The organism is Hymenobacter mucosus, from assembly GCF_900188255.1.
Classification (GTDB): domain Bacteria; phylum Bacteroidota; class Bacteroidia; order Cytophagales; family Hymenobacteraceae; genus Hymenobacter; species Hymenobacter mucosus.
The window spans coordinates 336839-358961 of record NZ_FZNS01000004.1 but is presented as its reverse complement, the minus strand read 5'-3'; the positions used below and the strand labels follow the sequence as shown (position 1 = coordinate 358961).

17 protein-coding genes are annotated in these 22123 nt (G+C 57.3%); 8 read left to right on the top strand and 9 right to left on the bottom strand.

Translation table 11 applies throughout. The annotated features are described in order from the left end of the window. Window positions 1-55: 55 nt before the first annotated feature. A complete protein-coding gene (locus CHB83_RS11490; RefSeq protein ID WP_089332725.1) occupies window positions 56-1390 on the bottom strand; it encodes a protein kinase in 1335 nt (444 codons plus the stop codon). A 93-nt stretch (window positions 1391-1483) separates the two neighbouring features. Beyond that, complete coding sequence (locus tag CHB83_RS11485; RefSeq protein WP_089332724.1) at window positions 1484-2914, bottom strand: RtcB family protein; 1431 nt, start codon at window positions 2912-2914, stop codon at window positions 1484-1486. 370 nt (window positions 2915-3284) lie between these two features. Here CHB83_RS11485 and CHB83_RS11480 point away from each other — a divergent pair, with 370 nt between their 5' ends. From CHB83_RS11480 to CHB83_RS11460, 5 genes are all read left to right on the top strand, one after another. Continuing rightward, complete coding sequence (locus CHB83_RS11480; protein ID WP_089332723.1) at window positions 3285-4883, top strand: protein adenylyltransferase SelO; 1599 nt, start codon at window positions 3285-3287, stop codon at window positions 4881-4883. Window positions 4884-4977: 94 nt separating this feature from the next. Then, window positions 4978-5769 carry a HipA family kinase gene (locus CHB83_RS11475; protein WP_089332722.1) on the top strand — a complete coding sequence of 264 codons (792 nt, stop codon included), beginning with the start codon at window positions 4978-4980 and terminating at the stop codon, window positions 5767-5769. Beyond that, complete coding sequence (locus CHB83_RS11470) at window positions 5747-6133, top strand: DUF3037 domain-containing protein (protein WP_089332721.1); 387 nt, start codon at window positions 5747-5749, stop codon at window positions 6131-6133. Before CHB83_RS11475 ends, CHB83_RS11470 begins: the two co-directional genes overlap by 23 nt. Before the next feature lie 555 nt (window positions 6134-6688). Then, window positions 6689-6955 carry a hypothetical protein gene (locus tag CHB83_RS11465; RefSeq protein ID WP_089332720.1) on the top strand — a complete coding sequence of 89 codons (267 nt, stop codon included), beginning with the start codon at window positions 6689-6691 and terminating at the stop codon, window positions 6953-6955. 21 nt (window positions 6956-6976) lie between these two features. Further along, window positions 6977-7318: a hypothetical protein gene (locus tag CHB83_RS11460; protein ID WP_089332719.1), complete on the top strand. Its 342-nt coding sequence runs from the start codon at window positions 6977-6979 to the stop codon at window positions 7316-7318. A gap of 147 nt (window positions 7319-7465) precedes the next feature. On the opposite strand, the gene purU is transcribed toward CHB83_RS11460, so the two are convergent. Beyond that, a complete protein-coding gene (gene purU / locus CHB83_RS11455; protein ID WP_089332900.1) occupies window positions 7466-8317 on the bottom strand; it encodes a formyltetrahydrofolate deformylase in 852 nt (283 codons plus the stop codon). Window positions 8318-8524: 207 nt separating this feature from the next. Between purU and msrB the strand changes: the two genes are divergently transcribed. Continuing rightward, window positions 8525-9004 (top strand): peptide-methionine (R)-S-oxide reductase MsrB, encoded by a 480-nt coding sequence (msrB, locus tag CHB83_RS11450; protein ID WP_045689901.1) that lies wholly within the window; start codon window positions 8525-8527, stop codon window positions 9002-9004. Between the two features lie 10 nt (window positions 9005-9014). Here msrB and CHB83_RS11445 read toward each other — a convergent pair whose 3' ends face one another. From CHB83_RS11445 to CHB83_RS11435, 3 genes are all read right to left on the bottom strand, one after another. Next, window positions 9015-10004, bottom strand: a complete 990-nt coding sequence (locus tag CHB83_RS11445; RefSeq protein WP_089332718.1) for an SDR family oxidoreductase — start codon at window positions 10002-10004, stop codon at window positions 9015-9017. A gap of 258 nt (window positions 10005-10262) precedes the next feature. Then, entirely contained in the window at window positions 10263-11141 is an 879-nt protein-coding gene (locus CHB83_RS11440; RefSeq protein WP_089332717.1) for an SDR family oxidoreductase, read from the bottom strand. Between the two features lie 120 nt (window positions 11142-11261). Further along, a complete protein-coding gene (locus CHB83_RS11435; RefSeq protein ID WP_089332716.1) occupies window positions 11262-11744 on the bottom strand; it encodes a DinB family protein in 483 nt (160 codons plus the stop codon). A 228-nt stretch (window positions 11745-11972) separates the two neighbouring features. On the opposite strand from CHB83_RS11435, the gene CHB83_RS11430 reads away from it, so the two are divergent. Together CHB83_RS11430 and CHB83_RS11425 are read left to right on the top strand one after the other, a co-directional pair. Beyond that, on the top strand, window positions 11973-12281 hold the full coding sequence (locus tag CHB83_RS11430) for a hypothetical protein (RefSeq protein WP_045689897.1): 309 nt from the start codon (window positions 11973-11975) through the stop codon (window positions 12279-12281). Window positions 12282-12603: 322 nt separating this feature from the next. Beyond that, complete coding sequence (locus tag CHB83_RS11425; RefSeq protein ID WP_089332715.1) at window positions 12604-13611, top strand: SDR family oxidoreductase; 1008 nt, start codon at window positions 12604-12606, stop codon at window positions 13609-13611. 118 nt (window positions 13612-13729) lie between these two features. On the opposite strand, the gene CHB83_RS11420 is transcribed toward CHB83_RS11425, so the two are convergent. The 3 genes from CHB83_RS11420 to CHB83_RS11410 form a co-directional block, all read right to left on the bottom strand. Then, complete coding sequence (locus CHB83_RS11420; protein WP_089332714.1) at window positions 13730-14272, bottom strand: pyridoxamine 5'-phosphate oxidase family protein; 543 nt, start codon at window positions 14270-14272, stop codon at window positions 13730-13732. A gap of 210 nt (window positions 14273-14482) precedes the next feature. Then, complete coding sequence (locus CHB83_RS11415) at window positions 14483-17047, bottom strand: HD domain-containing protein (RefSeq protein WP_089332713.1); 2565 nt, start codon at window positions 17045-17047, stop codon at window positions 14483-14485. An 80-nt stretch (window positions 17048-17127) separates the two neighbouring features. Then, window positions 17128-22068, bottom strand: coding sequence for a DNA repair ATPase (locus CHB83_RS11410; protein ID WP_089332712.1), 4941 nt, complete (start codon window positions 22066-22068; stop codon window positions 17128-17130). Window positions 22069-22123: the final 55 nt, after the last annotated feature.

Sequence of the window (22123 nt, the reverse complement as noted above, 5' to 3'; positions counted from 1 at the left end):
TCCAGAAGAAATAAGCTAGCCAATTATGCTGAGCAATGGCGCTCCGCGCACCTACCTAGGCAATTGCTGCTCGAGCATTCGCTAAGATTTCTTGAATCTCGGTGAAGAGTGGGCGACTCGTGGGGGTAGGGTGGAAGCACCGCTGTTGCAAGTTGGAGAGCAGCTGAAAAGCAGCCGAGTTTGAAGGCATAGTGCAATGCGCCAGGAGCTCTTCCAGCAGACAACCAAAAGCTCGTACCTCCAGGTGTTGTAGTGCCTGGGCCACGGTAGCATCATCGGGCCCAAAAAAGCAGGCGGCCCCAAAATCGCCTAGTAGGGAAGTGCCATCGGTAGTATTCAGGATGTTGTGGGCGTACAGGTCGCCGTGCAAGATGCCGCGGCTGTGCAGGTGCTGGGCGGCGGCGGCAATACCTTCGGCAATGCGCAACGCCGTGGTCGGGCTAAAGGACGTTCCGGGTGCATACACGTCGCGGGTGCAGGAGGCCAAACTGGGCGGGCCGGCTAGGTTACCAAAGGCAGGATCAATCAGCTCTAGAACCAGCCCTTCTTGCCCGGCTGGGTGCTGCCCAATTTTACCGTGCACGGCAATTAGGTTGGGGTGGGCGCCGGCACTGCTGCAAGCTGCCATTTCGCTGTGGGGTAGCCCATCACTCGTTACAGCCCCTTTAAATAGTTTTAAGGCAACAGGCTCGGCCGCCCCGCCGGGGCGCTGCCACTGGCCCCGGTAAATTACCCCCGAAGCTCCTTCCCCTAGTTGTTGCTCCACGGTAAGGCTAGGCCAACTGATGGTATCAATAGGGTATTGGGCCAGCACTGTGGCTTCGGCTGCTTCGCAGAAGGGGTTGCCGGCATAGGCCAGCCACGACAGGCGCGGCATAGACAGCAACCACTGGGGTAGGGCTGCTAGCTCGTTATCCGCAATGCGAAGCAGTTCTAGGTTGGTGCAGGCCGCCAGGGTTTCGGGCAGAGCGGTGAGGTAGTTGCCGGCCAGCATGAGCTTTTGTAGAAGCGGACAGCTACCCAGTTCATCGGGCAAGGTAGTCAGCGCATTATCCGTCAGAATAAGCCAGCGCAAAGCAGGGGTAAGCGCCTCCGCGGGTAGGGTCCGAATCTGGTTGGCCTTGAACCCAATCATGCTCAGGTGCGGGCATTGCCCCAGCACTGCGGGCACCTCCGTAAACTGATTATCGGAGCAAAATAGCACCCGTAGCTTGTGCAGCCGTCCTAAGTCGTTGGGTAAGGTCGATAGCGCATTACCCGAGAGGTTGAGGATTTCCAGCGAATCGGCGAGGGTGAAAATCTCAACGGGAAATTCAGTCAGGCCGCAGGATAAATCGAGGCGGGTGCTACCGGCTAGCTGCCCGGAGCGTAGTTGTTCAAGCGTGTGCATAGGGCAAAGGTAGGCGCCAGCCCAGCCAGTAGCACACAACTAAGTTGCGCGCTACTGGCTGGCATCCGGGGAGGGAGCCACCGGTAAGCTGTTTTACTCGCCGCCGTACTTGCTTTTGCCTCCGCCCCCAGCGTCCATACGCACAATGCGCGGGGTAAAAGAGCCTAGCACATCTACTAGGTCGCGCTGGTGGGCCATTACTTGGTGAATGTCCTTGTAGGCCATGGGTGCCTCATCTAGTCCGCCTCCAATCAGCTCAATGCCATGGTCGCGGAGGTGGCGGCGTACGTCACCTTCGGAAAGGTTCTGTTTGGCCTGGGTGCGCGACATTTTGCGGCCGGCGCCGTGGCTCGCCGACTGAATAGAATCCTGCTCGCCGCGGCCGCGCACAATGAAGCCGGGAGCCGTCATGGAACCCGGAATGATACCCAGCACACCTTGGCCCGCTGGAGTGGCGCCCTTGCGGTGCACAATGGCTTCCCGCCCATTAAGCAAGGTTTCCTTCCACGCAAAGTTGTGGTGATTTTCCACCTTGGCTAGCGGTTTTTCGCCCAGGGCTTGGCTGAGGCGGCGGTGAATGTCGCGGTGGCAGGCCGAGGCGTAGTCGCCGGCCAGGTTCATGGCCCGCCAGTATTCCTGGCCTTCTTGGGTATCTAAGTCAAGCCACGCGAGGTAGCGAGCCTCGGGCGGGAGGGGGCACTTGCTCATGGCTACCTTGGTGTAATGCTGCGCAATGGCGGCTCCCAAACCCCGGGACCCTGAGTGGGAGAGCAAGCCCAGGTACTGGCCCACGGGCAGGTCCAAGTCATTATCGGGAGCCGTAATGTCTACCACGCCCCACTCCACAAAGTGGTTACCAGACCCCGAGGAGCCCAGTTGGTTGATAGCCGCTTCGCGCTTGCCGCGCACCACTGCAATGTCCTTGAACTCCGGGCGGTCGAAGATGGGGTCGTCGGTAGGGTTCTTAAACAGTTCTTTGGCGCCGAAACGAGTATGGTTGTGCAGCAGCTTTTTCAGCTCCTGGGTGCGCTGGCCCAGGTACTCGGGGGGCAGCGCAAACACCGACAAGGCCATGCGGCAGCCGATATCCATGCCCACACCGTAGGGAATCACCGCATTATCGACGGCCAGCACGCCCCCAATGGGCAGGCCGTACCCCTGGTGGGCATCCGGCATTAGGGCCCCATCTAGGGTAATGGGCAGTTGCATGGCCGTATCCATCTGCTTGCGGGCACCATCTTCAATAAACGCCTCCCCGTAGCGGCGGTAGTCTTTGATTTCGGGATTGAGGCCTACGTTGCGCTTGGGGTCGGGCACAAACTCCTTGGCCAAGTCACGCCACAGCGAGTCGCGCAGGTAGGCGTAGGGGTCTTCCTTTATTTTTTGCAGCAACGCCAGGGCGCTGCCTTTGTCTAATTTCTTAAGCTGCCGGTCGTCGAGGATATCGAGGGCCAGGGTAATGGCGCGTCCCTCGGGGTAGCCAATTTTGCGCAGGTCGTTGCCGCGCAGTTTAGTAGTTGCCATAGTGGGAGAGGAGGTGGGTAGTAGGGGTTGTAGCGCGAGTTTTACGGCCTGGGTTATAGCTGAGCTACCTTTAGGGCTCAGCTTGGGAGTACTCCGGGCCGCGCAGTTACTGCCCCAGCCACCGCTTGCCCGCCCGCAGTGAAAGCCCGCTTCTGTGGCCCAGCAGTAGCAACAACCGCACATGCATTTGCGTCTCTACTATCCTGCCGCCCGCACAACACGGGCGGTTTGCCTGTTGCGTTGCGTAGGCGGTAAGGCCGGTGCTGGTCCTCGAATCCGCCCACACGTACTGTCTCATTTGCTTACCAGGAGCTATTTGAGTGGGTTTGGGGTTATACCAAAATCCTCTATGCTCTGCATCATACTGCCCATGTCTACCACCCAATCACTCGAGCAAGCTCCCTTCCATAACTCCTTCGTGGATGAACTGCGCGGGGAAGCCACTTTCGATAAAAAGCCCCGCCAGGTGCCGGGCTACCACTATTCACGCGTGGAGCCCACCCCCGTACGCGACCCGCGTCTGCTGGCTTGGTCCGACGACTTGGCCACCTTTCTAGGCCTCACGCGCCCCTCAGAGCGGGGGGCAGCCGTGAATGCGCTGGCCGGCAACCTTGTAACTGAGAGCATGAAGCCATTTGCGGCTCGCTACGGCGGCCACCAGTTCGGCAATTGGGCCGGCCAACTCGGCGACGGACGCGCCATGTCCTTGGGCGAGCTCACGGCCACCGACGGCTCTAGCTGGGAAATTCAGCTGAAGGGCGCTGGGCCCACGCCATATTCCCGCCGCGCCGATGGCCGCGCCGTACTCCGTTCTTCCCTGCGTGAGTTTTTATGTAGTGAAGCCATGTACTATCTGGGCGTGCCTACTACCCGGGCGCTGAGCCTAGTAGCCACCGGCGACGAAGTAGTGCGCGACATGTTCTACAACGGAAATGCCCGCCCCGAGCCCGGTGCCATTGTGGCCCGGGTAGCGCCTACATTCGTGCGCTTCGGCAACTTCCAGATTCTGCTGGCCCTGGGTGAAATGGACAACCTACGCGCCCTGGCCGACTACGTAATCCGCCATCAGTTCCCCGAGTTGGGCGAGCCATCCCCGGCCGTGTATGTGCGCTGGTTTGAAGAAGTATGCCGCCGCACGGCCATTATGATTGCGCACTGGATGTCGGTGGGCTTCGTGCACGGCGTCATGAACACCGATAATATGTCGATTCTGGGGCTGACCATCGACTATGGCCCCTACGGCTGGCTGGAGCCCTACGACCCCGACTGGACGCCTAACACCACCGACTTCGGCGGCCGGCGCTACGCCTTTGGGCAGCAGCCGCGGGTAGCCCTCTGGAATCTTATGCAGCTAGGCCAAGCCATTTCTCCCCTGGTCAACGACATTCAGGAGCTGAACCCCGCCCTGCAACTCTACGTGGATACGCTGGCTACTACCCGGCACGCCATGATGCTGCGCAAGCTCGGCCTCACCGACAAGGCTACGGAGCAGGACCAGAAGCTGATTGAAGAACTGGAGCAGGCCCTCACCGAGTCAGAAGTAGACATGACGCTGTTTTTCCGTCACTTGTCGCACGCGGCGCCGCGCCTGCTGGCGGAGGGTGGCTCGGAGGCGGAAACCTGGCGGGAGCTACTGGCGGCGGCGGCCTACTCCATGGCCCCCAATGAGGAGCAGAAGCTGGTAGAATGGCTACAGAGCTACCTACAGCGGCTGCGCCAGGAAACGGCTACCCCTGATGCCATTCGTGCGCTGATGCTGGCGGCTAATCCCAAGTACGTGCTGCGTAACTACTTGGCTCAGCAAGCTATTGAAGCAGCCGAAGCCGACGACCTCACGCTGCTGAACCGACTTATGACGGTGCTGAAAACGCCCTTTGCGGAGCAGCCCGAGCACGACGACCTGGCCGCCAAACGCCCCGATTGGGCCCGCGAAAAGCCAGGCTCGGCCACGCTCTCTTGCAGCTCGTAAGGGGCACTCCGGGAGCTGATTTGCCCAAACCCATCTAATTATGCGTCCTTTGCACGGGGTTTGCCCCGTTGCAATCTTTCCTTTTTTGCAGTCTATGGAGGCTAGTTCCTTTTCCCTCAGAACGGTACATGTAACGCGCTACATCACCCCGCTGCGCGAGGGAGGCTCCCTGCCGGCCCTGGTAGAGGCCGATGATGGGTTTCTGTACGTGGTAAAGTTCCGGGGGGCGGGGCAGGGCCCCAAGGCTCTCATTGCCGAGCTGATTGTGGGTGAGCTGGCCCGGGCGCTGGGGTTGCGACTGCCCGAATTAGTATTCATTGAGCTAGATGAGGCATTTGGTCGCACCGAGCCCGACGAAGAAATTCAGGACTTGCTGCGCGCTAGTACCGGGCTCAACCTGGCCCTGCACTACCTGTCCGGCGCCAGCACCTTCGACCCCCTGGTAACCACCGTGGAGCCCCACTTGGCCTCGCAGGTAGTGTGGCTCGATGCCCTGACGCTAAACGTAGACCGGACGGCCCGCAACACCAATATGCTGCTCTGGCATAAGGAGCTGTGGCTGATTGACCACGGCGCTGCTCTGTACGTGCACCACGCGGGCCCCAACTGGGCAGCCCCCAGCCGGCGCACCTTTGCTCAAATAAAAGACCACGTGCTTCTACCCCAAGCCAGCGAGCTAGCCACCGTGGATGCGGAAGCTCGTGCCCGCCTTACCCCCGAGGTGCTAAGCGCCATTGTGGCCCTAGTGCCGGAGGAGTGGCTTACCGAGCCCGATGTACCCGCCCAGGAGCAGCGCGCGGCGTACGTGCAGTTCTTAGAAAACCGCTTGGCGGCATCAGAAATCTTTGTTCAAGAAGCAAATGATGCCCGACAAGCACTTGTTTGAGTACGCCGTTCTGCGGGTGGTGCCCCGCGTAGAACGCGAGGAGTTTATCAACGTTGGCGTCATCTTATACTGCAGTTCCCAGGGGTTTTTGCAGGCTCAGTTTGCCGTACCCGAAGACCGGCTGCGGGCCCTGGCCGGCCCCGAACTAGACCTGACGGATATAGCTGCCCGACTACGTTCCTTCGAGCGCATCTGCCGGGGACGTAAGGAAGGCGGCCCTATTGGGCAGTTGGCAGTGGCCTCGCGGTTTCGCTGGCTTACGGCTACGCGCAGCACCGTAGTGCAAACGTCGCCGGTGCACCCGGGCTTGTGCCAGGACCCCGCCGCTACGTTAGCACGCTTATTCGACCAGTTGGTCAGCTAAGGGTAGGATATAAACGTAGCCGGTTTTGCCATCAGCGGCACGCCTAAGTACCACTACGTCGTGCCGCGACAATCAACCAATACACAGGCTGTAGAAGTGCGGGACACCCTAGTATAGTAGGTGTCCTGCACCGAAATTCACGGGCGGCCAGTGAGAAGAACATACGAACGGTCAGGCGAAGTCCGTCGGCGTATCGCTACCAAGTAGCTTCGGCTCAACCAAGGAGTAGGGATGCTCCGATGGGCTTGGCCTGACGATTTGTAGTAACTCTCGTGTAGTCTAGGCCGTGTGTCGTTGGCTTGCGTATACAGAACACGAAGCGGGTGCTCCTTCGGGCAACCCAGCAGGTACACTGGCCAGATCTGCTTTATAATGAGTAGCTTTACTGTGTTCCAATACACAAGGGCGTTCTGCTCATACATTCGCTATACCAAGTAGCTCTCATTTGGTATAGCCCCGTGGTAGTAGCGCACTGCGGTTTTTGCTAGCACCGGTTTTGGTGCACCATAGCGTACCGCTTGGCCGCCCTGGCCAGATGCACTCCCCATTTTCCTCATGTCTTCTTTCTATCAGCCATCAGCTGAACTGCTGCGGGCGTTGGGCTTTGCTCCGTACGCCTCACCGCCTGGACAAGTGCGCTTTAGCCGGGCTAGTGCTTGCGGGCAGGAAACCATTGTGCTGTATCACGACGCCGAGGTGTCGTTGCTAGAGGTTGTAAACGGTCAGATCCTTTACAGCTTTCAGGGACGGCTGGCCTCCGAAGCAGAATTTCGGGTATTGCTGCGCCAGGTAAACTGGGAAGCCAGCATTCCATGTCTTTAATCCTTTTTCATCTATACATCCATGACAGATGCCTACTTGCGAAGCCTTGGCTTTGCTGCTACCGATCAAACCCGAGGTGCGGGCCAGCCGCTTTTCAGCCATGCCTGGCGTTACCAGCACGAGTACCAGGCCGTAGATGGCGCGCAGCTATTCGTAGAGCATCCGCTGGGCATTGCCAACTGCCGCCTCAGCACCCTGCCCGCTCCATTCGACGCCCAGGACATATTTGCCACTACTTCCCTGCACGACCGCCCGGCCTTGGAAGCGGCCATTGAGTCCTTCTTCACGGCGCACGGGGGCAAAGGCAGCCTCCATCCCGTGGTAGTGCCCTATACCTACCGGCCCTACCGCCGACAGCCCTAGCGGCCCGCTGCTAGGAGTAGGAACGCCAGCCGTTCTTACTCCTAGTCAGGAGCTAAACTCTCATCCAAGGTAGCCTGCCCTACATGAGTGGCATAAGAATGAGGCTTGAAGACCAGTAGATGGTAGTAACCCGTATATACTCCGGTCTTACTCGAAGATGATGGTCTTGTTGTGGTGCACAAATACCCGTTCGGAAAAAACCAGGCGCAGGGAGCGGGCCAGCACTATTTTCTCCACGTCGCGGCCGGCCTGGGCCATTTCTGCCGCACTATGCGTGTGATTGACGGGGATGACGCTTTGGGCAATAATGGGTCCTTGGTCTAGCTGTTCGTTGACGAAGTGCGCCGTAGCTCCAATGATTTTCACGCCCCGCTCGTAGGCTTGGGCGTAGGGGCTAGCCCCCACAAAGGCGGGCAAAAAGGAGTGGTGAATATTAATGAGGCGGTTGGCGTAGGGCAGCACAAACTCGGGCGATAGAATGCGCATGTACTTGGCCAGCACTACAAACTCCGGGGCATACTGACCAATTATCTGCTGCACTTCAACTTCGTGGGCCTCACGAGTTTTGCCCTCGTGGCTCACGCAGTGAAAGGGAATGCCAAACTGCCGGGTCAAGTCGCCGAGCACCTCGTAGTTGCTTACCACGGCCAAGATGCGCGCATTCAGCTCCTGGAACGCATGGCGCACCAGCAGCTCGCTAAGGCAGTGGTGCTCCTTGGTAACCAAGAGCACAATGTTTTTGGGCCGGTTGTCGGAAAGGCGGATGTCGGCCGCCGGCAGGGTAGTGCGCAGCTCCTGTAGCAAATCTTCGGCGGCTAGCTCACCGGCCAGCTCCGTGCGCATGAAAAAGTGGTTGTCGGCTCGCTCCACAAATTCGTCGTTGCGCAGAATGTTGAGGCCGTGACGAAACAAAACGCCGCTAATCTTATAAATCAGGCCCGGCTCGTCGGGGCAGCGGATGAGCAGAATGTGCGAAGAAGCAGGGGTAGTAGCAGGCACGATGCGCAAGGATAATAGTGCGAGAAAAAGCGGGGTAGCGTAGTTGCAAGCAAAGAGCCGCGCGCCACCACCGGGAAGAATACGCGGTAAGATCGGGGGCTGAGTTGGAAACTCCGCCGAACAGGACGTGTTATGTACTGGGGCTGGAAGACAGCCGAAGAGGTATCTTATCCGAGTCCCGCAAAACTGTTTTGCCCTTACCCTCGCATGCTTCGCTGGTCCGACGTCCTGAGATATGCCACCTACAGCAACCCCGAGCCGGTGCGGCGCGTGGAGCAAACCGAAGAAACCTGGGCGCAGCAGCTGACGCCCGCGCAGTTTCAGGTGCTGCGCCAGAAAGCAACGGAGTCGCCCTACCGCAATGCGTATTGCCGCTCCTACGAGCCCGGGGCCTATGTGTGTGCCGGCTGCGCTAGTCCCCTGTTCGATTCGAGCACGAAGTACCACGCCATATCTGGCTGGCCTAGCTTCACCCAGCCCCAAACCAAGAGTGCCATCCGCTACACCTTCGACGAAAGCCACCACATGCGGCGCGTAGAGGTGAGTTGCAATGTGTGCGGCGGCCACCTGGGCCACGTCTTCCCCGACGGCCCCGAGCCCAGCGGCCTACGGTACTGCATCAACTCCGAGAGCATGCGGCGGATAGCAGCTCAACACTCAGAACCGCTGTCCGCCGCCTCTCACTAATATGGGTTGCTTAGCGCGTCTTCCGCTGCCATGCTACCAGCCCCGCCGCCGCTAGGCCCGCGGCCAAAGCCGCACCTATCCACTGGCCATTGCGCGGGGTAGTGGGCTTGCGCCAGCCCCCCGAAATGCCAGTGCTGTGCGGTACGGGGTGAGGCGTGAAAAGGCTGTTTTCCGAAACGGGAGCCGTTTCTGCCTGCTGAAAATACGTGTCGAACAGGCGACGCTCTATGCGGTTTACCACGCTTGGGGCAAACGTGTAGGACCAGCGCAGCAGCGTAGCGGGCCAGCCTACCATAGTGGTTGGGCGCGGGCGTTGTGCCACCGCCAAAATGGTATCGGCCACCTTTTGGGCCGGAAAAACGGGCGGCGCGGGCTTCACTACGCGGCCCGTGTAGTTGGCGCCGTGCTGAAAACCGGGTGTATCGATGTAGGCCGGGTGTACGTCGCACACGTGAATGTGGGGCGCTTTGCTTAGCTCGGCGCGCAGAGTATCCATGAGGCCGCGCAAGCCATACTTGCTGGCGCTGTAGGAAGCCGTGTAAGGCTCCGGCACCCAGCTACCCAAGGATATGACGTTGATGAGGATGCCCCGACCTTGGCGGCGGAAGTGGGGTAGCACGGCGTGCGCCCCGTAGAGGTAGCCCAGCAAATTAAGCCGCAGTACCTGCTCGTGGGCGACCAGCGGCACTTCCTCGAAACGGCCAATAGCTCCGCTACCGGCGTTGTTCACCCATACCGCAATACGGCCGTTGCCCGCCGCCAGGGCCCTTTCGGCTAAGCGTTGCACGGCCGTTGCGTCCGTCACGTCGGTAGGTACGGCGTGGGCGCGGGCTCCTAGCCGCTCACACTCAGCAGCTACCTCGGCCAGTACTTCGGCGCGGCGGGCCGCTAGCACTAGGGTAGCACCCTGCCGGGCAAAGGTGAGGGCTGTGGCGCGGCCAATACCACTGGACGCCCCCGTAATAACCACGGTAGCTCCGTGAAGAGAGTTAGCTTTCATAGGAAGAGTAGTCAAGAGGTCGTGTAGAAAAAGAGTAGCAGGGCCGCGTTTGGTGCACGCACGCCGGAATGCAGCCTGGGAACAACTCATCCACCACCTATGGCTCTAGTGTACGCCTTGGTGCTGTTTGTGCTAGCGCTACGGTTGTGAAGGGGTGAGAGTATACGGAAACAGGCCCCCCGCATGGAGAGCCTGTTGGTATGATATAGCAGTAGAAGCCGCCATCCCGGTAGGGAGCTGCAACTCAGACTAGGGTGTTTAGCTGCCTTTAGGCATGCCGCCGGTCACTTCTAGCAAGCTGCCGGTAGAGTAGCTGCCGTCTTGCGAGGCGAAGTACACGTAGGCAGGGGCCAATTCTTCGGGCTGGCCGGGGCGGCCCAACATCGTAGAATCGCCGAATTTCTTGAGGTCTTCTTCCAGCATAGTGCCCGGGATGAGGGGCGTCCAGATGGGGCCAGGCAGTACGGCATTCACCCGAATCTTCTTCTCGCCCAAGTAAGCGGCTAGGCTCTTGGTAAAGGTGTGGATGGCGCCCTTGGTGCAGGCGTAGTCAATCTGGTGCGGGTTGCCAACCAGGCCGGCAATGCTACCAGTGTTGATGATGGCGTCGCCCTCCTTTAGGAAAGGAATGGCTGCCTGGGCCATAAACAAGTAGCCTTTGATGTTGGTGTCGAATGTGCGGTGGATATTCTCCTCGGGCACCGTTTCAAAGTTCTCGTAGCCCATCTGGTAAGCTGCATTATTTACCAGGATGTTAAAGCCGCCTAGTTCGGTATGCGTGCGGCGCACTGCCTCGCGGCATTCCGTGGCCGAGCGCACATCACACTGGATAGCCAAAAACTTACGGCCCTGGGCCTCTACGGCCTGGCCCACTACGGCAGCATCTTCGGCGTTGGTGTGGTAAATAACCGCCACGTCGGCACCTTCCATGGCAAAGGCTAAGGCCACGGCCCGCCCAATGCCAGAGTCGCCGCCCGTGATGAGGGCTACCTTACCCTTGAGTTTGCCCGCCGGCTGGTAGCTCGACATATTCCAGTCGGGCTGCTCCTTCATTTGCTGTTCGCTGGTGGGGTAGGCGGTAGGCTTAGGGTTGATTTCGCTATTGGTGGGGCGTGGTTCGTTCTGTTCCGTGTTCATATCTAGCAGGTTTGTATGAGTAGAGATACGCAAGCAAAGCCCTAAAGTCAGGGAAGCACAAAAAACTGTTACCCCCAAGCAGAGGCGAATTACACTAGCTCAACCAGAGCAGGGCGTGCACTATTCCCAGTTGTGTAGCAGGCGCCGCACAAGAATGATTTGGCCGGTATGATAGGCCGTGTGGTCACCAATGAGCAAGGCTTCGCGCAGAAGGGTTTGGCCGGTGCCGTGGGGTAGGGGCGCCAGCAACTCTTGGTTGGGGTCGTGGAGTAGCGCCACAAACCGGTCCCGGTCGGCTGCTATCTGGGCAAGTGTAGAGTGCCACGCAGCTTCATCCACTGCGGTTTCGGGGGCGGGCCAATAGCCGGCCGGCCATGCGGGCGAGTGGTGCTCGGCGCTGATGCAGAACTCAACAATGTCCCACTGGGCAATGCGGATGTGCTCGGCCAACTGCCATACGGTGTAGGGCAACTCCGGCACCCGCTTATTCACCAGCGCCACGGGAATGTTGGCGCAGGCATCGGTAAACGTTACGTGGGCATTGCCCTGGGTCAGGAGGGCAACTAACTCTTTCACAATACCTTCTCGAATGTTCTGGTCCATAGGAAAGAAATGGGGTTGACGGAAGCAGGGTGCCATGTACCTATGCCTGCCTTTCTGCAAGCTATACGGGCCCACCCACAAAATGAGCGTGCCGCACTCTGGTAGGAGAAGAAGCCGTTGCCCCAACGTCTTTGGCAAGGCCGCGTACACAAGGGTAGCCAGCATGCCGCAGAAGGGGCTTACGTACCCGGGCTTGGTTTACAGAAAATCACCACGTTACATACGCATATGAAAAAGTCGACAACGGCCTGGGTTGGTGGGCTAACGGCCGCCGCTGCGGCCTTCCTGTTCTGGAAAAATAAAGGCCAAACGGCCCCAACGCCCAGCAACGACCTTGAGGCTCAACTGAAAGTGCCTAAGCCCGCGCGTGCTACCACCGCCACCCGGCCCTTAGAGGACTTCCGTACGCCAACCCCCGAAAACGGACACGTGCGCGACGTGGTAGCCTCCAACCCACCGCCCGATGATGCGGGTAGCAACTTCAGCGTGCAAGGCGACGTCCACAAGCCCGGTCTCACGGAAAACAACGCTAAATAAGTAGGCTAATGCCACAAAAAGCCCTGGCTAACGCTGGGGTTTTTTGTGATCCTTCGTATCGGCCGGGGCTGAGATAGTTGGTAGCGCCGCAACTCAGCGGAGCCCCATTAGGAGGCGGTTGTTTGCCTAGGCTGCCTCGTTTTCTACTTCTGATGCCGTTGTGTACAGGTAGAGCACCTAGGTGACCGGACTCAGGTGGCAGAACGCAGGTGAGTATCATGCTGCTGCGTGCGTTGGGTACAGCTGAGGGAATTCGTTTGAGTAGGTAGGGCCGAAGTGAGAAATTAACTAACCAAAACTACCAGGGCGCGTTTTAGAGAATATGCAAGAAGAAACCAAACTCAGCCGCCGCCAGGTAATCAATGGCCTAGGAGCCAGCCTCGCCGTTGCTGCCGTTAGCCCTATAGTACCCGCCGAAGCTGCGGGTAATGCCGCTACCGCGGCCCCCGAACCCCTGAGAGACCCTACTACTGCCTACCCCAAGCCCCCATTCAAAAGCCAGACCCAGCCCTGGCCGGGACTGGCCTCCAAGATGGAGCCCGTACCCGACCACGGCGAGAAAAGCTATAAAGGCTCGGGCCGCCTGAAAGGCCGCAAAGCCCTCATTACAGGTGGCGACTCCGGCATGGGCCGCGCCGCCGCCATTGCCTACGCCCGCGAAGGTGCCGATGTAGCCATCAACTACTTGCCCGCCGAAGAGGCCGACGCCAAAGAGGTAATTGCCCTGATTAAGGCCGCTGGCCAGAAAGGCGTAGCCATTCCCGGCGACCTGCGTGATGAGGCTTTTTGCAAGCGCATGGTGGAGGAAGCTGTCCGCCAGCTAGGAGGCCTGGACATCCTGGTGAACAACGCGGCGCGGCAGCAGCAGCGCCAATCCATCCTGGAGCTAACCACTGAGGACTTCGACGCGACGATGAAAACCAACATCTACGCGCCTTTCTGGACCATTAAGGCGGCATTGCCCCACCTCAAGCCCGGTTCTGCCATCATTGGCACTACCTCTGAGCAGGCCACGGACCCTTCCGAAAACCTCTACGACTACGCCCAAACTAAGGCGGCTACTACCAATTACGTTCGTTCCCTGGCCAAGCAGCTGGCCCCCAAGGGTATTCGCGTGAACGGTGTAGCTCCCGGCCCCATCTGGACGCCCCTGCAAGTAAGTGGTGGTGCTACCCAGGAGAAGCTGGTAAAGTTCGGCGGCGATACACCTATGAAGCGGCCCGGTCAGCCAGTAGAGCTAGCCTCTATTTACGTGCAGCTCGCCGACCCCATGGCAAGCTACGCCACCGGGCAGGTATACGGTGCCTCCGGTGGTGCCGGTATGCCATAAACGTGCTACTGCCACCGCAGTACCTACTAGAAATGCAAAACGCCCCGATAGTTACCGGGGCGTTTTTTATGTAGCACTGTTGGCGAGGTAGATTAAGAAGAGTAACTGGCCCCCGGACCTAAGCCCAGATACCCGTGGGCTTACCGTCGATGCTGCGGGCGTTGCGGTTGTGCCAGTATTGCGCTACCTGCTCGGGGCCGCGCTGTTCCATGTAGTCGTTCAGCTCGTCGCGCTCGGCCTGGTACTCGAAGAAGGGCACGGCCATGCCACAGGAGGTTTGCACCAGGTCAACGTCTACCACAACTATCTGCCGGGAGCCGGGCAAGGGCGGGAACAGGGGCAGCAGCTCGGCCCACTCCGCGTCGCGGGGGTAGTACACGGTGGCAGTGCCGTAGATGCGCAGGATATTGGGCTTGCCCTCGAAGGCGCACCACATCAGGGTAATGCGGTTTACTTCCAGCAGTTGGGCAGCGGTTTCGTTGCCGCTGCCGGTCAGGTTCAGCCAGGCCACGCGGTTGGCATCGAGCAAGCGCAACGTGTCCTGGCCCTTGGGCGAGATATTGACGCGCCCATCCGCGACGGCCGTGCCTACAAAGAAGATGTGCTGCTGCTCAATAAAGGACTGGATGTCGGCGCTGATGACCGGATATTGCTTGCCCATGTGGGAGAAGATTTAGCTGGGTAGCAGGGTAGAACTGTTGAGAATTGTAGCCAATATTATCAGCAGTTGCCAATGCATTGCGTTAAAGCATTGACAACTGCTGTCTTTTTATTTTTGGAGACGCCGAAACTAGTATAGTAAATGATTGAACTCAGCGAAGAATATTGAAATAAATAAGCATTCGTTAGCTAGTAGTAAATCTGTAGAAGTTTATTGAATGCTAAGCGTGACGAAGTCTATCATTCCAAAAAAGGATTTAATTACCGAACTTTCTGTTGTCCATAAAGGGGTTTTACCTCTTTTAACAATAGCTCTGTGTATACAGTCTGCAATACTGTTGTCATTAGGAGGAAAGCCAGATGATAAATTTAACGTGATAAAATTACCTGCCTGTAAAGGCCGTATTAATGCATATTCATCCATGGGTGTTGTTTCGTGATTGGTTTCTATGTAATTACCAAAGCTTGATTTGAAAAATCCAATCTTAATTCTTTCTGCTAGTTCCGCAATTTGATCAAAACTTAAGAATATATATTGATTATTTATCAAAACTAAAATTCTTCCTATTAATGTAGGGTCAATGCCAAAATGACATAAACTTGAAGCTGTTGAATATCTCGAGAATGGATCTAAATCATGCTCCTTTAACATATCGTACTGCTCTTGTGCCCATTCAAGCATTGTGCTTTTTGAGGCAGTATATTGTATCCCATCCCTTCTAGCTGACTCTGGTAGATAATCAATGAATCCTATGTAGTCTGAAGCATTTCTTCCATGAATTGAAGTTGCCAGCCCGCTAACTGTTCGAATATTTAGAAAATTGTGTTCGCTTGATGGATAACTAGACAGAGCTGCTAATCCTAATATTTTGCCATTCTCTTTAATGTATCTTAGTCTATGGAAATTATTGTGAAGATATTCAAGGGTGTTTTGCGATGATTGATAATTTGCATACGAAATATTTTCTAGCCATTTTTCTTTGTTGAATTCTTTATTTGATATATCGTGATGAATTTCTGTTTCTTCTGAGTTTTGTAAAGAGAAAAAAACAGATACATCAAGGCCAGCAACAATGGTTGCAAAGTATTTGTCTAAAGGAATATCAAAATTTGTTGAGTTAATAGTTTGGCGCCTTACTTCTACGGTAGAATTATTTGGTAATATACCATCTTTCAGGCGTAACTTTACTTGTGTTGAAGACGTCGAATTAAAGCCTTCAACAATACCCCTTTTAAGAAGAGGCCTTAATGATAATCCATTCTTAAAATGTAGTTGCTTTGCATTATTGATGCCTTCGCGCCAGGGTTTGCTTGTAATGTATACTTCTTCCGAAATCATAAAGATTGAATAAAAGCCTACGCCAAACTGCCCGGAAGATTTAAAATTGGATGATAGAAGACCTGGGAATTCACTTTGTACGAGGGCAGATTTCCATAAACTTGTTCCAAAGTCAAGTAATGGCCCAGTGAGCACTCGCTCAGTCATTCCAACACCATTGTCTTCGATAATAAGCCAATCATCACCATCCTTACTTTGTATTCTTATCGAAATTTTTCCTTCAAAGCTGGGCTCCATCACGCGCCTAGCATGAACTGCATCCCGAGAATTCTGAACCAATTCCCTTACAACAATGAATAACTTGTCGCTATCTGTTCCATATAGCTTGTCCCCACCTAAATTTCTAATTAGTCTCTCAACATTCCCAACGTGTATCTCAGCCGAACAAGGTGACCATCCCTCTGCTTTTATATAGGGAATCATCATTTCTGGTGATTCTACTCCTCTAACGCGTTTTACTTTAAACTGAGGAGTTGGAACGTTTCTAGATTCTAGCAGAGCATTACAAGACCTAATTTCTTTATCTACTACAGTTGCAGCATCAAATGCAACCCACCATGATTCTGATTCTTCTTCGGTAAAATTTCTTGTAGAAGTAAATAAAATTGTAGACTGGCTCAAATCAGACTGATCTAGGTCGACACTTGACAGTCTATTTTGAGCTTGCCAATGATTAAACGAAATTCCTTTTCTTTTTAAAAGAGCGTATAGAAAGTCGGGGGCACGTTCATTGTCAAGATGAGCAGCATCGGCACATCTTAATAAGCATGCTATTTTTACTGGGTCAATTCTCCAATTTCTAGGAAATGAAGCAGGAGCATTAGTTTGTACCGGAAATGTAGCAGCAACCTTATCTATGTCCCAATGGTGGCTAGCAGCAATTTGCCCAATAAGTTGACCTAAATGCTTTCTTAAGCTTTGATCCTCAATAAGGAAAAATGGCTCTCCCGTGTCAGGATCTGACCAACTTTTTTCTACAAGCCTAGTAGCCTGACTTGCATGCAAATGCCTAAGTGCAGCAAAGTCAGCAATAGATTCAGCTTCCTCCTTATTTTCTTCAAAGGCAATTGCAAAGGCATCTTTCCAAGTAGTTGTTGCTCTTACTCCACTGATTCCATTGTCGTATGCTTCAAAACATAAAGCAGAATCATGAAGTAATATAGCACCTCCCAGAACAAATCCTTCTAGGGCATTGAGTGGGTATTCCTCACCAGCAACTAAGCTAGCAGTTTCCCACAAAGCATCTAAATGTGTGACGTCATGCTTAGTTAATCCAGGTAAGTGATTGGCTATTTGGGCAACAAGTTGTGACGCATTTTGACGGAACTTAAAGAAGGCTGCTCTAAGCTCATCTCTCTTGATTGAATGCTGATCATCTGGTCTTGCAGCTAATGAGCTTAACCAAAGGCTAGTGCTTTCTATTCTTAATGTTGACATGTGATTCGCTATGATTTTTAGAGGGCCTAGTAGATTTAACTACTAATGGCAGCTTGCTAGTAGAAAGAGAATAAGTATTACTACCGCTTTAATACCTCCCGAATCCCACTTAGGCCACCGGCAATGTTTTCCAGCTTATCGAGCATCTGTAGGAGCTGGCCGGCGCCGGAATTGCGGAGGTTGTCGCGGAAGGTGGCTTTGATTTCCTGCCAGCGGGCTTCCTCGGCGGGGGTGAGCCAGCCCAGCAGCTCGCGCAGCTTGAGCAGGTTGGCTTCGGTGGCGCTGGTCAGGGTTTGGGCTTCGCTTTCGTAGTGGGCGGCCAGTAGGTCCGTTATTTCCTGGTCGTTCATCACGGGGCGCACTTTCTCGGCCAGCTTGTTCATGTTGCGGTAGGAGCCCTGCAGCTTGAACGGCGGCTCGGTGCGGTAGGCGTCGGCCTGGGCGGCGCTGGCAATGTAGGCCGCATTCACACGGGCCACCACGTCGCGCAGGCGCAGCAGCTTTTGCAGCACCGCCACGTACTCGTTTAGCTCCTCGGGCGAGTGGTTGCCCTCGAAGCTGAGACCGTCCTGCTGCCCGGTTTCGGCGAGGCGGATGAGGGCGGGCACGTCCTGGGGGCTTTGGGTAGCGAGGCGGCCCAGGGCGGCGTTGCTGGTGAGGGCGTTTTCGAGGTAGGAGAGGCGGAAGGCTTCCTCGGAGCCCGCCGTGAGAATGTCGCCGAGGTTGTAGATGTCGGCGCGGTTGGCCAGCATGTCGGGCAGCTGAAACACGTCGCCGCTTTCGGTGTAGGGGTTGCCGGCCATCACCACCGCCACCTTGCGGCCCCGGAAGTCGTAGGTACGGGCGCGGCCTTCGTACACGCCCTCAATCTTGCGCTGGGCATCGCAGAGGGAGATGAACTTCTGCAGAAACTCCGGGTTGCAGTGCTGGATGTCGTCCACGTAAATCATCACGTTGTCGCCCATCTCGAAGGCCAGGTTCAGCTTCTCCAGCTCCTGCCGCGCCCCGGCGTTGGGAGCCTGGGCGGGGTCTACGCTGGTGACGGCGTGCCCAATGGCCGGCCCGTTGATCTTCATGAAGATGAGGCCTAGGCGGTTGGCCACGTACTCCATGAGCGTGGTTTTGCCGTAGCCGGGCGGCGAGATGAGCAGGAGCAGGCCCATGAGGTCGGTGCGCTTGCCCTCGCCCGCCGTCCCGATCTGCTTGGCGAGATTGGCCCCAATCAGCGGCAGATACACTTTGTCAATCAGCTGATTGCGCACAAACGAAGTGAGCACCCGCGGCCGGAAATCTTCCAGGCGCATGTCCTGGGCGGCCCGCACTAGCAGCTGCTTCTTCAGCTCCTGAAACTGCTCGAACTGCGGCACCAGCACCCGGTCGTAGTGCAGCAGCCGGCGGCGGAAGTCGGGGAAGTTGAGGTGGTAGCTGGGGGTAGGGGCCTTTGGGTCTTGGGGGCTTGAATTTTCCGGCGTGACGATGTGCGGGTGGCTGCCCTGGAAGCCGGTGAGGGTTTCGCGCAGGAGCGTGTGCACCACTCGCGCCGAATCATAAGTGCCGGTGAGCAGGAGCACGGCGCACTCGTTGCAGAAATCGGAGAGGGTGGCGGCGGCCGGGGCCTGGCGCAGGTAAGCCTGCAGCCATTGCCGAATCAGGGGAAGCTGGGCGGCGGGCTGGTCCTGCAGGCCCGCCACCGACTGCTGAAACAACTCTGTGGCCTGGCGCTCCTGCAGCTGCTTCTGAAACTGCTGGTACAGCTCGGCGGCTTCCGCGGCAATGATGAAGGTGCCAGTGTGGGTTAGCTCGTGGAAAAGGTAGTCGCCGGCTTCCGCTACCTGGCCTAGGGTGAAGAGGCCGGTTTGCTCCGCGAAGGTTTCCACGGCGGCTTGCAGCTCGGTTTTCAGCTCGTCGAACTCCTGGGAGTCGGGGAACACCTGCAACAGCACCCCGATGCCCTGGAGCTGCCGTTCCCAGTGGGCGCGCTGGTCGGGGGCAGCGAATCGCAGCCAGTAGAGGGCCGCGGCGGCGCGGGTGTCGGCGGGGTAGCGGAGTAAGTCTGCCGTGCGGGTGAGGCGCACCAGGGCCGTGAGCAACAGGGCAGCGTCGTGGTCGTGCACACCTTTGAGGTAGCCTTCCTGGTAGCGCGAGGCCATAAACTGCTGCACGTAGGCCAGTAGCTCGACGGCGCTGAGGTGGCCTAGCTCGGTCACAGACAGCACGGCGGGGCGGCCGGCTTCCGCATCGGCCGGCACGGGGTGCTGAGCGGCCTGCAGGATGCGCCAGGCCAGGAACTCGGCCCGGTACACGTCCTGGTTTTCCGACACCACGGTTTGCTCCCAGACGGGCTTGGAGGCCAGCAGGGCAGGGTCGGTTATCTCCTGGAAGAAGTTAGTGCCGGTGAGGTGGTAGTGCAGGGCATCGTCGCGCAGCACCACGGTCAGCTCCAGGGGCTGGGTATTCACGGTGAAGGCGTGGGAGCCAAACTTGAGGGTCTGGCCACCATCGGCGAACAGGTCGGCCCGGTCGCGGAGCTGGCGCACGGCGTCTTCGCGCAGAGTTTTCAGGCGGCTCTGCACGTCGTCCGACTTCACCGAGTCGCCGAGGTTGATAAGCTCCTGGGCCGTCTGGCGTACCTTTTCCACCATCACGTCGGCGGCAAAGTACCCGTTGATATCCGCCACCGATTCCAGGCGGGTGAGGCGGCTTTGCACGGCTTTCAGCAGCCGCTCGGCGCTTTGCAGCAGGGCTGTGGCGCGCTGGTTGCGGGCCGCCACTAGGGCCGTTTTCTTTGATTCGAAGGCTTCTACTACCTGCTCGCGGCGGGTCGTGAGCTGCTCGATAAACTGGTCGAAGTCGGGAAACTTGCCTTCTAGCTCTTCGAGTTGCACCATCAGCTTGGTTTGGTACTCGTCGCACTTGGCGGGCGTATCGGCCAGGTCGAGGTAGTTGGTGAGGGCCTGTTCCAGCAGCTTAAGCTGGGCCGTGAACTCGGCCTGGGCCTCGGTGCCGGCCAGGGCCTGCCGCCGCCGCTTCAGGGCCGCCCGAATCTGGTTGAAGCGGGCATACACCGTCGAGATATTGTCGATGATGGCTGTGGTCTGGGTCGGGTCGGGGATGGGCAGGTTGCTCACCACTTCAATCAGCAGCTCCAGCTCCTGGGCTACGGCGGTGGTTTCCTGCTCGCGCTGGTCGGCCTCCACGGTTTTCTGCACCTGCTCCACGCCGTCGGCAATGGCCTGCACGCGCTGGGCGTAGGGCAGGAGGGCATCGGGCCGGAGCAGAAAGTCCACGGTTTGGGTAGCTACCTCCTTGCTCAGCTCCTCTAGGCCAGTAGCGTGCTGTTCCACGGCCGGCAACTCCACGTAGCGCAGTTCCTTGAGGGAAATGACTTCGCCCCGCACCCCGCGCAGCTCGCCCAGCAGCTGCACAAACTCCGTAACGGTATCAGGCGCCGAGCGACGAATGCGGCCGGTCAGTTCGTCGGCCTTCTGAAAGACGGTTTGGGTTTGCTGAGCGGTGTTTTTGCGGATGCTCTGCACCTTCTCAAACTCCTCCACGGCGGCCGTAGCCGTCTGCCGAATGTCGCCCAGCGGTCCGGCCAGGGCCTGGGCGGCGGGTTCGCGCAGCCAGTGGTAGGCGTCGGTGAGGCTGGTCGTCTGGCGGATCAGGTCGAGGTAAAGGCCGGCGTAGGAGTCGTCCTTGCTGGTCAGCGTCAGGACTTCCTGCACCTCACTCATGGCCCGCATAATCTCCTTGTTGCCCAGCTTGTAAAGGTAGGAGTCGGAGGTGACGGGCAGCTCGAAATCCGGGGCCGTGTAGGGCGTCTGCCAGATCTGCACGGCGTGGTGCTTCTTGGGCTCGTCATCGGCCCGGAAGTAGCATAGCTCCCCGTTCTCGAACAAGGCGTAGCCGTGGCACACGATGGGGTTGTCGACGCGCTGGGCAATGCGGTTGTAGCTCAGCAGCAGGTAGGTGCCCTGGTCCTTGTTGTAGAACACGTACAGGAAATCCTCCCCGTTCGGCGACACCACCCGCTTCTCAAACAGCATCTCCCGCAGCCCATTGTCAAAGAGCTTGTTGTCGCCGGTTTGCAGGTAGAAGCCGTGCGGGAAAATCAGGCCCTGTCCGTCGGGCAGCAGCACGCAGGCATCGGCCAGGGCATCGAGACGCTGGGCCGTTTTGAGCTTAAAGTTGAAGATGAAGTAGCGGTACTGCTGTTCCTGGTAGGGCCGGATCTTGAGCAGAATCAGATTGCCCACCACCGCAAAGTAGATTTCCGAGTCGTCCAGGGTCTGGTCCTTGTCGTCCACCGGCTCGCTCAGAATGCCCTGCCCGGTGCTGGTGTTGTCCTCGACTTTGATGGTCAGGTCGCCACCAATAGTCTCTACAAATACCTTGTCCTCGATGCTGATGTGGGGGTGCTTGCCGCCGCGCTGCATGTCGCGGGTGGCGCGCTTCCACTGGAACTCGTGCTGGGGCGGGAAGGTGTACTCGTGGTCGGAGCGGTTGTCGAGGTAGGTGAGCGTGTCGCCCTGAATGAGCCACTTAAACGTCTTCACATCCGAGGCGCTCTTGCCCACCCGAAACACCATGAACAGGTGCGTGCCCAGCACCGCGAACTTCACGAATTGGGTGTTCTTGTAGTAACGGTACAGGTTACGGAACTCCTCCAGAAACTGCGGATTCTGCAGCAACTCCAGGCCTAAGGGGTGAAATTCATGCGCGGCGTATTCATACACCCCAAATACATCGGCCAAATCCGGCTCTGCCTTCAGCCCTAAGGTCACGTTGTACCCGAAAATGAACCGCTGCCCCACCGGTACCATGTCCCAAGGCACGCAGTTGTTTTCCGTAGTAATGCGGCCGGTGCCTAGTAGGCGAGTGTCTACCGCCCCAAATACCTGCTTGCGCTCCGCGTTCAGCTTATCTAAGCGCTGGCGCAAGTCATTACTGCTCTTGAGCAGGCGGTTGCGCAGGATTTCGTAGGTGCCGGTTTCGAGTTGGGTAGCGGCGGTTTGTTCCATTGGGTAAGCGAAGGCCGGAAGGGGTTAGTGAAATAGCTAATTGAATTTGATAGAG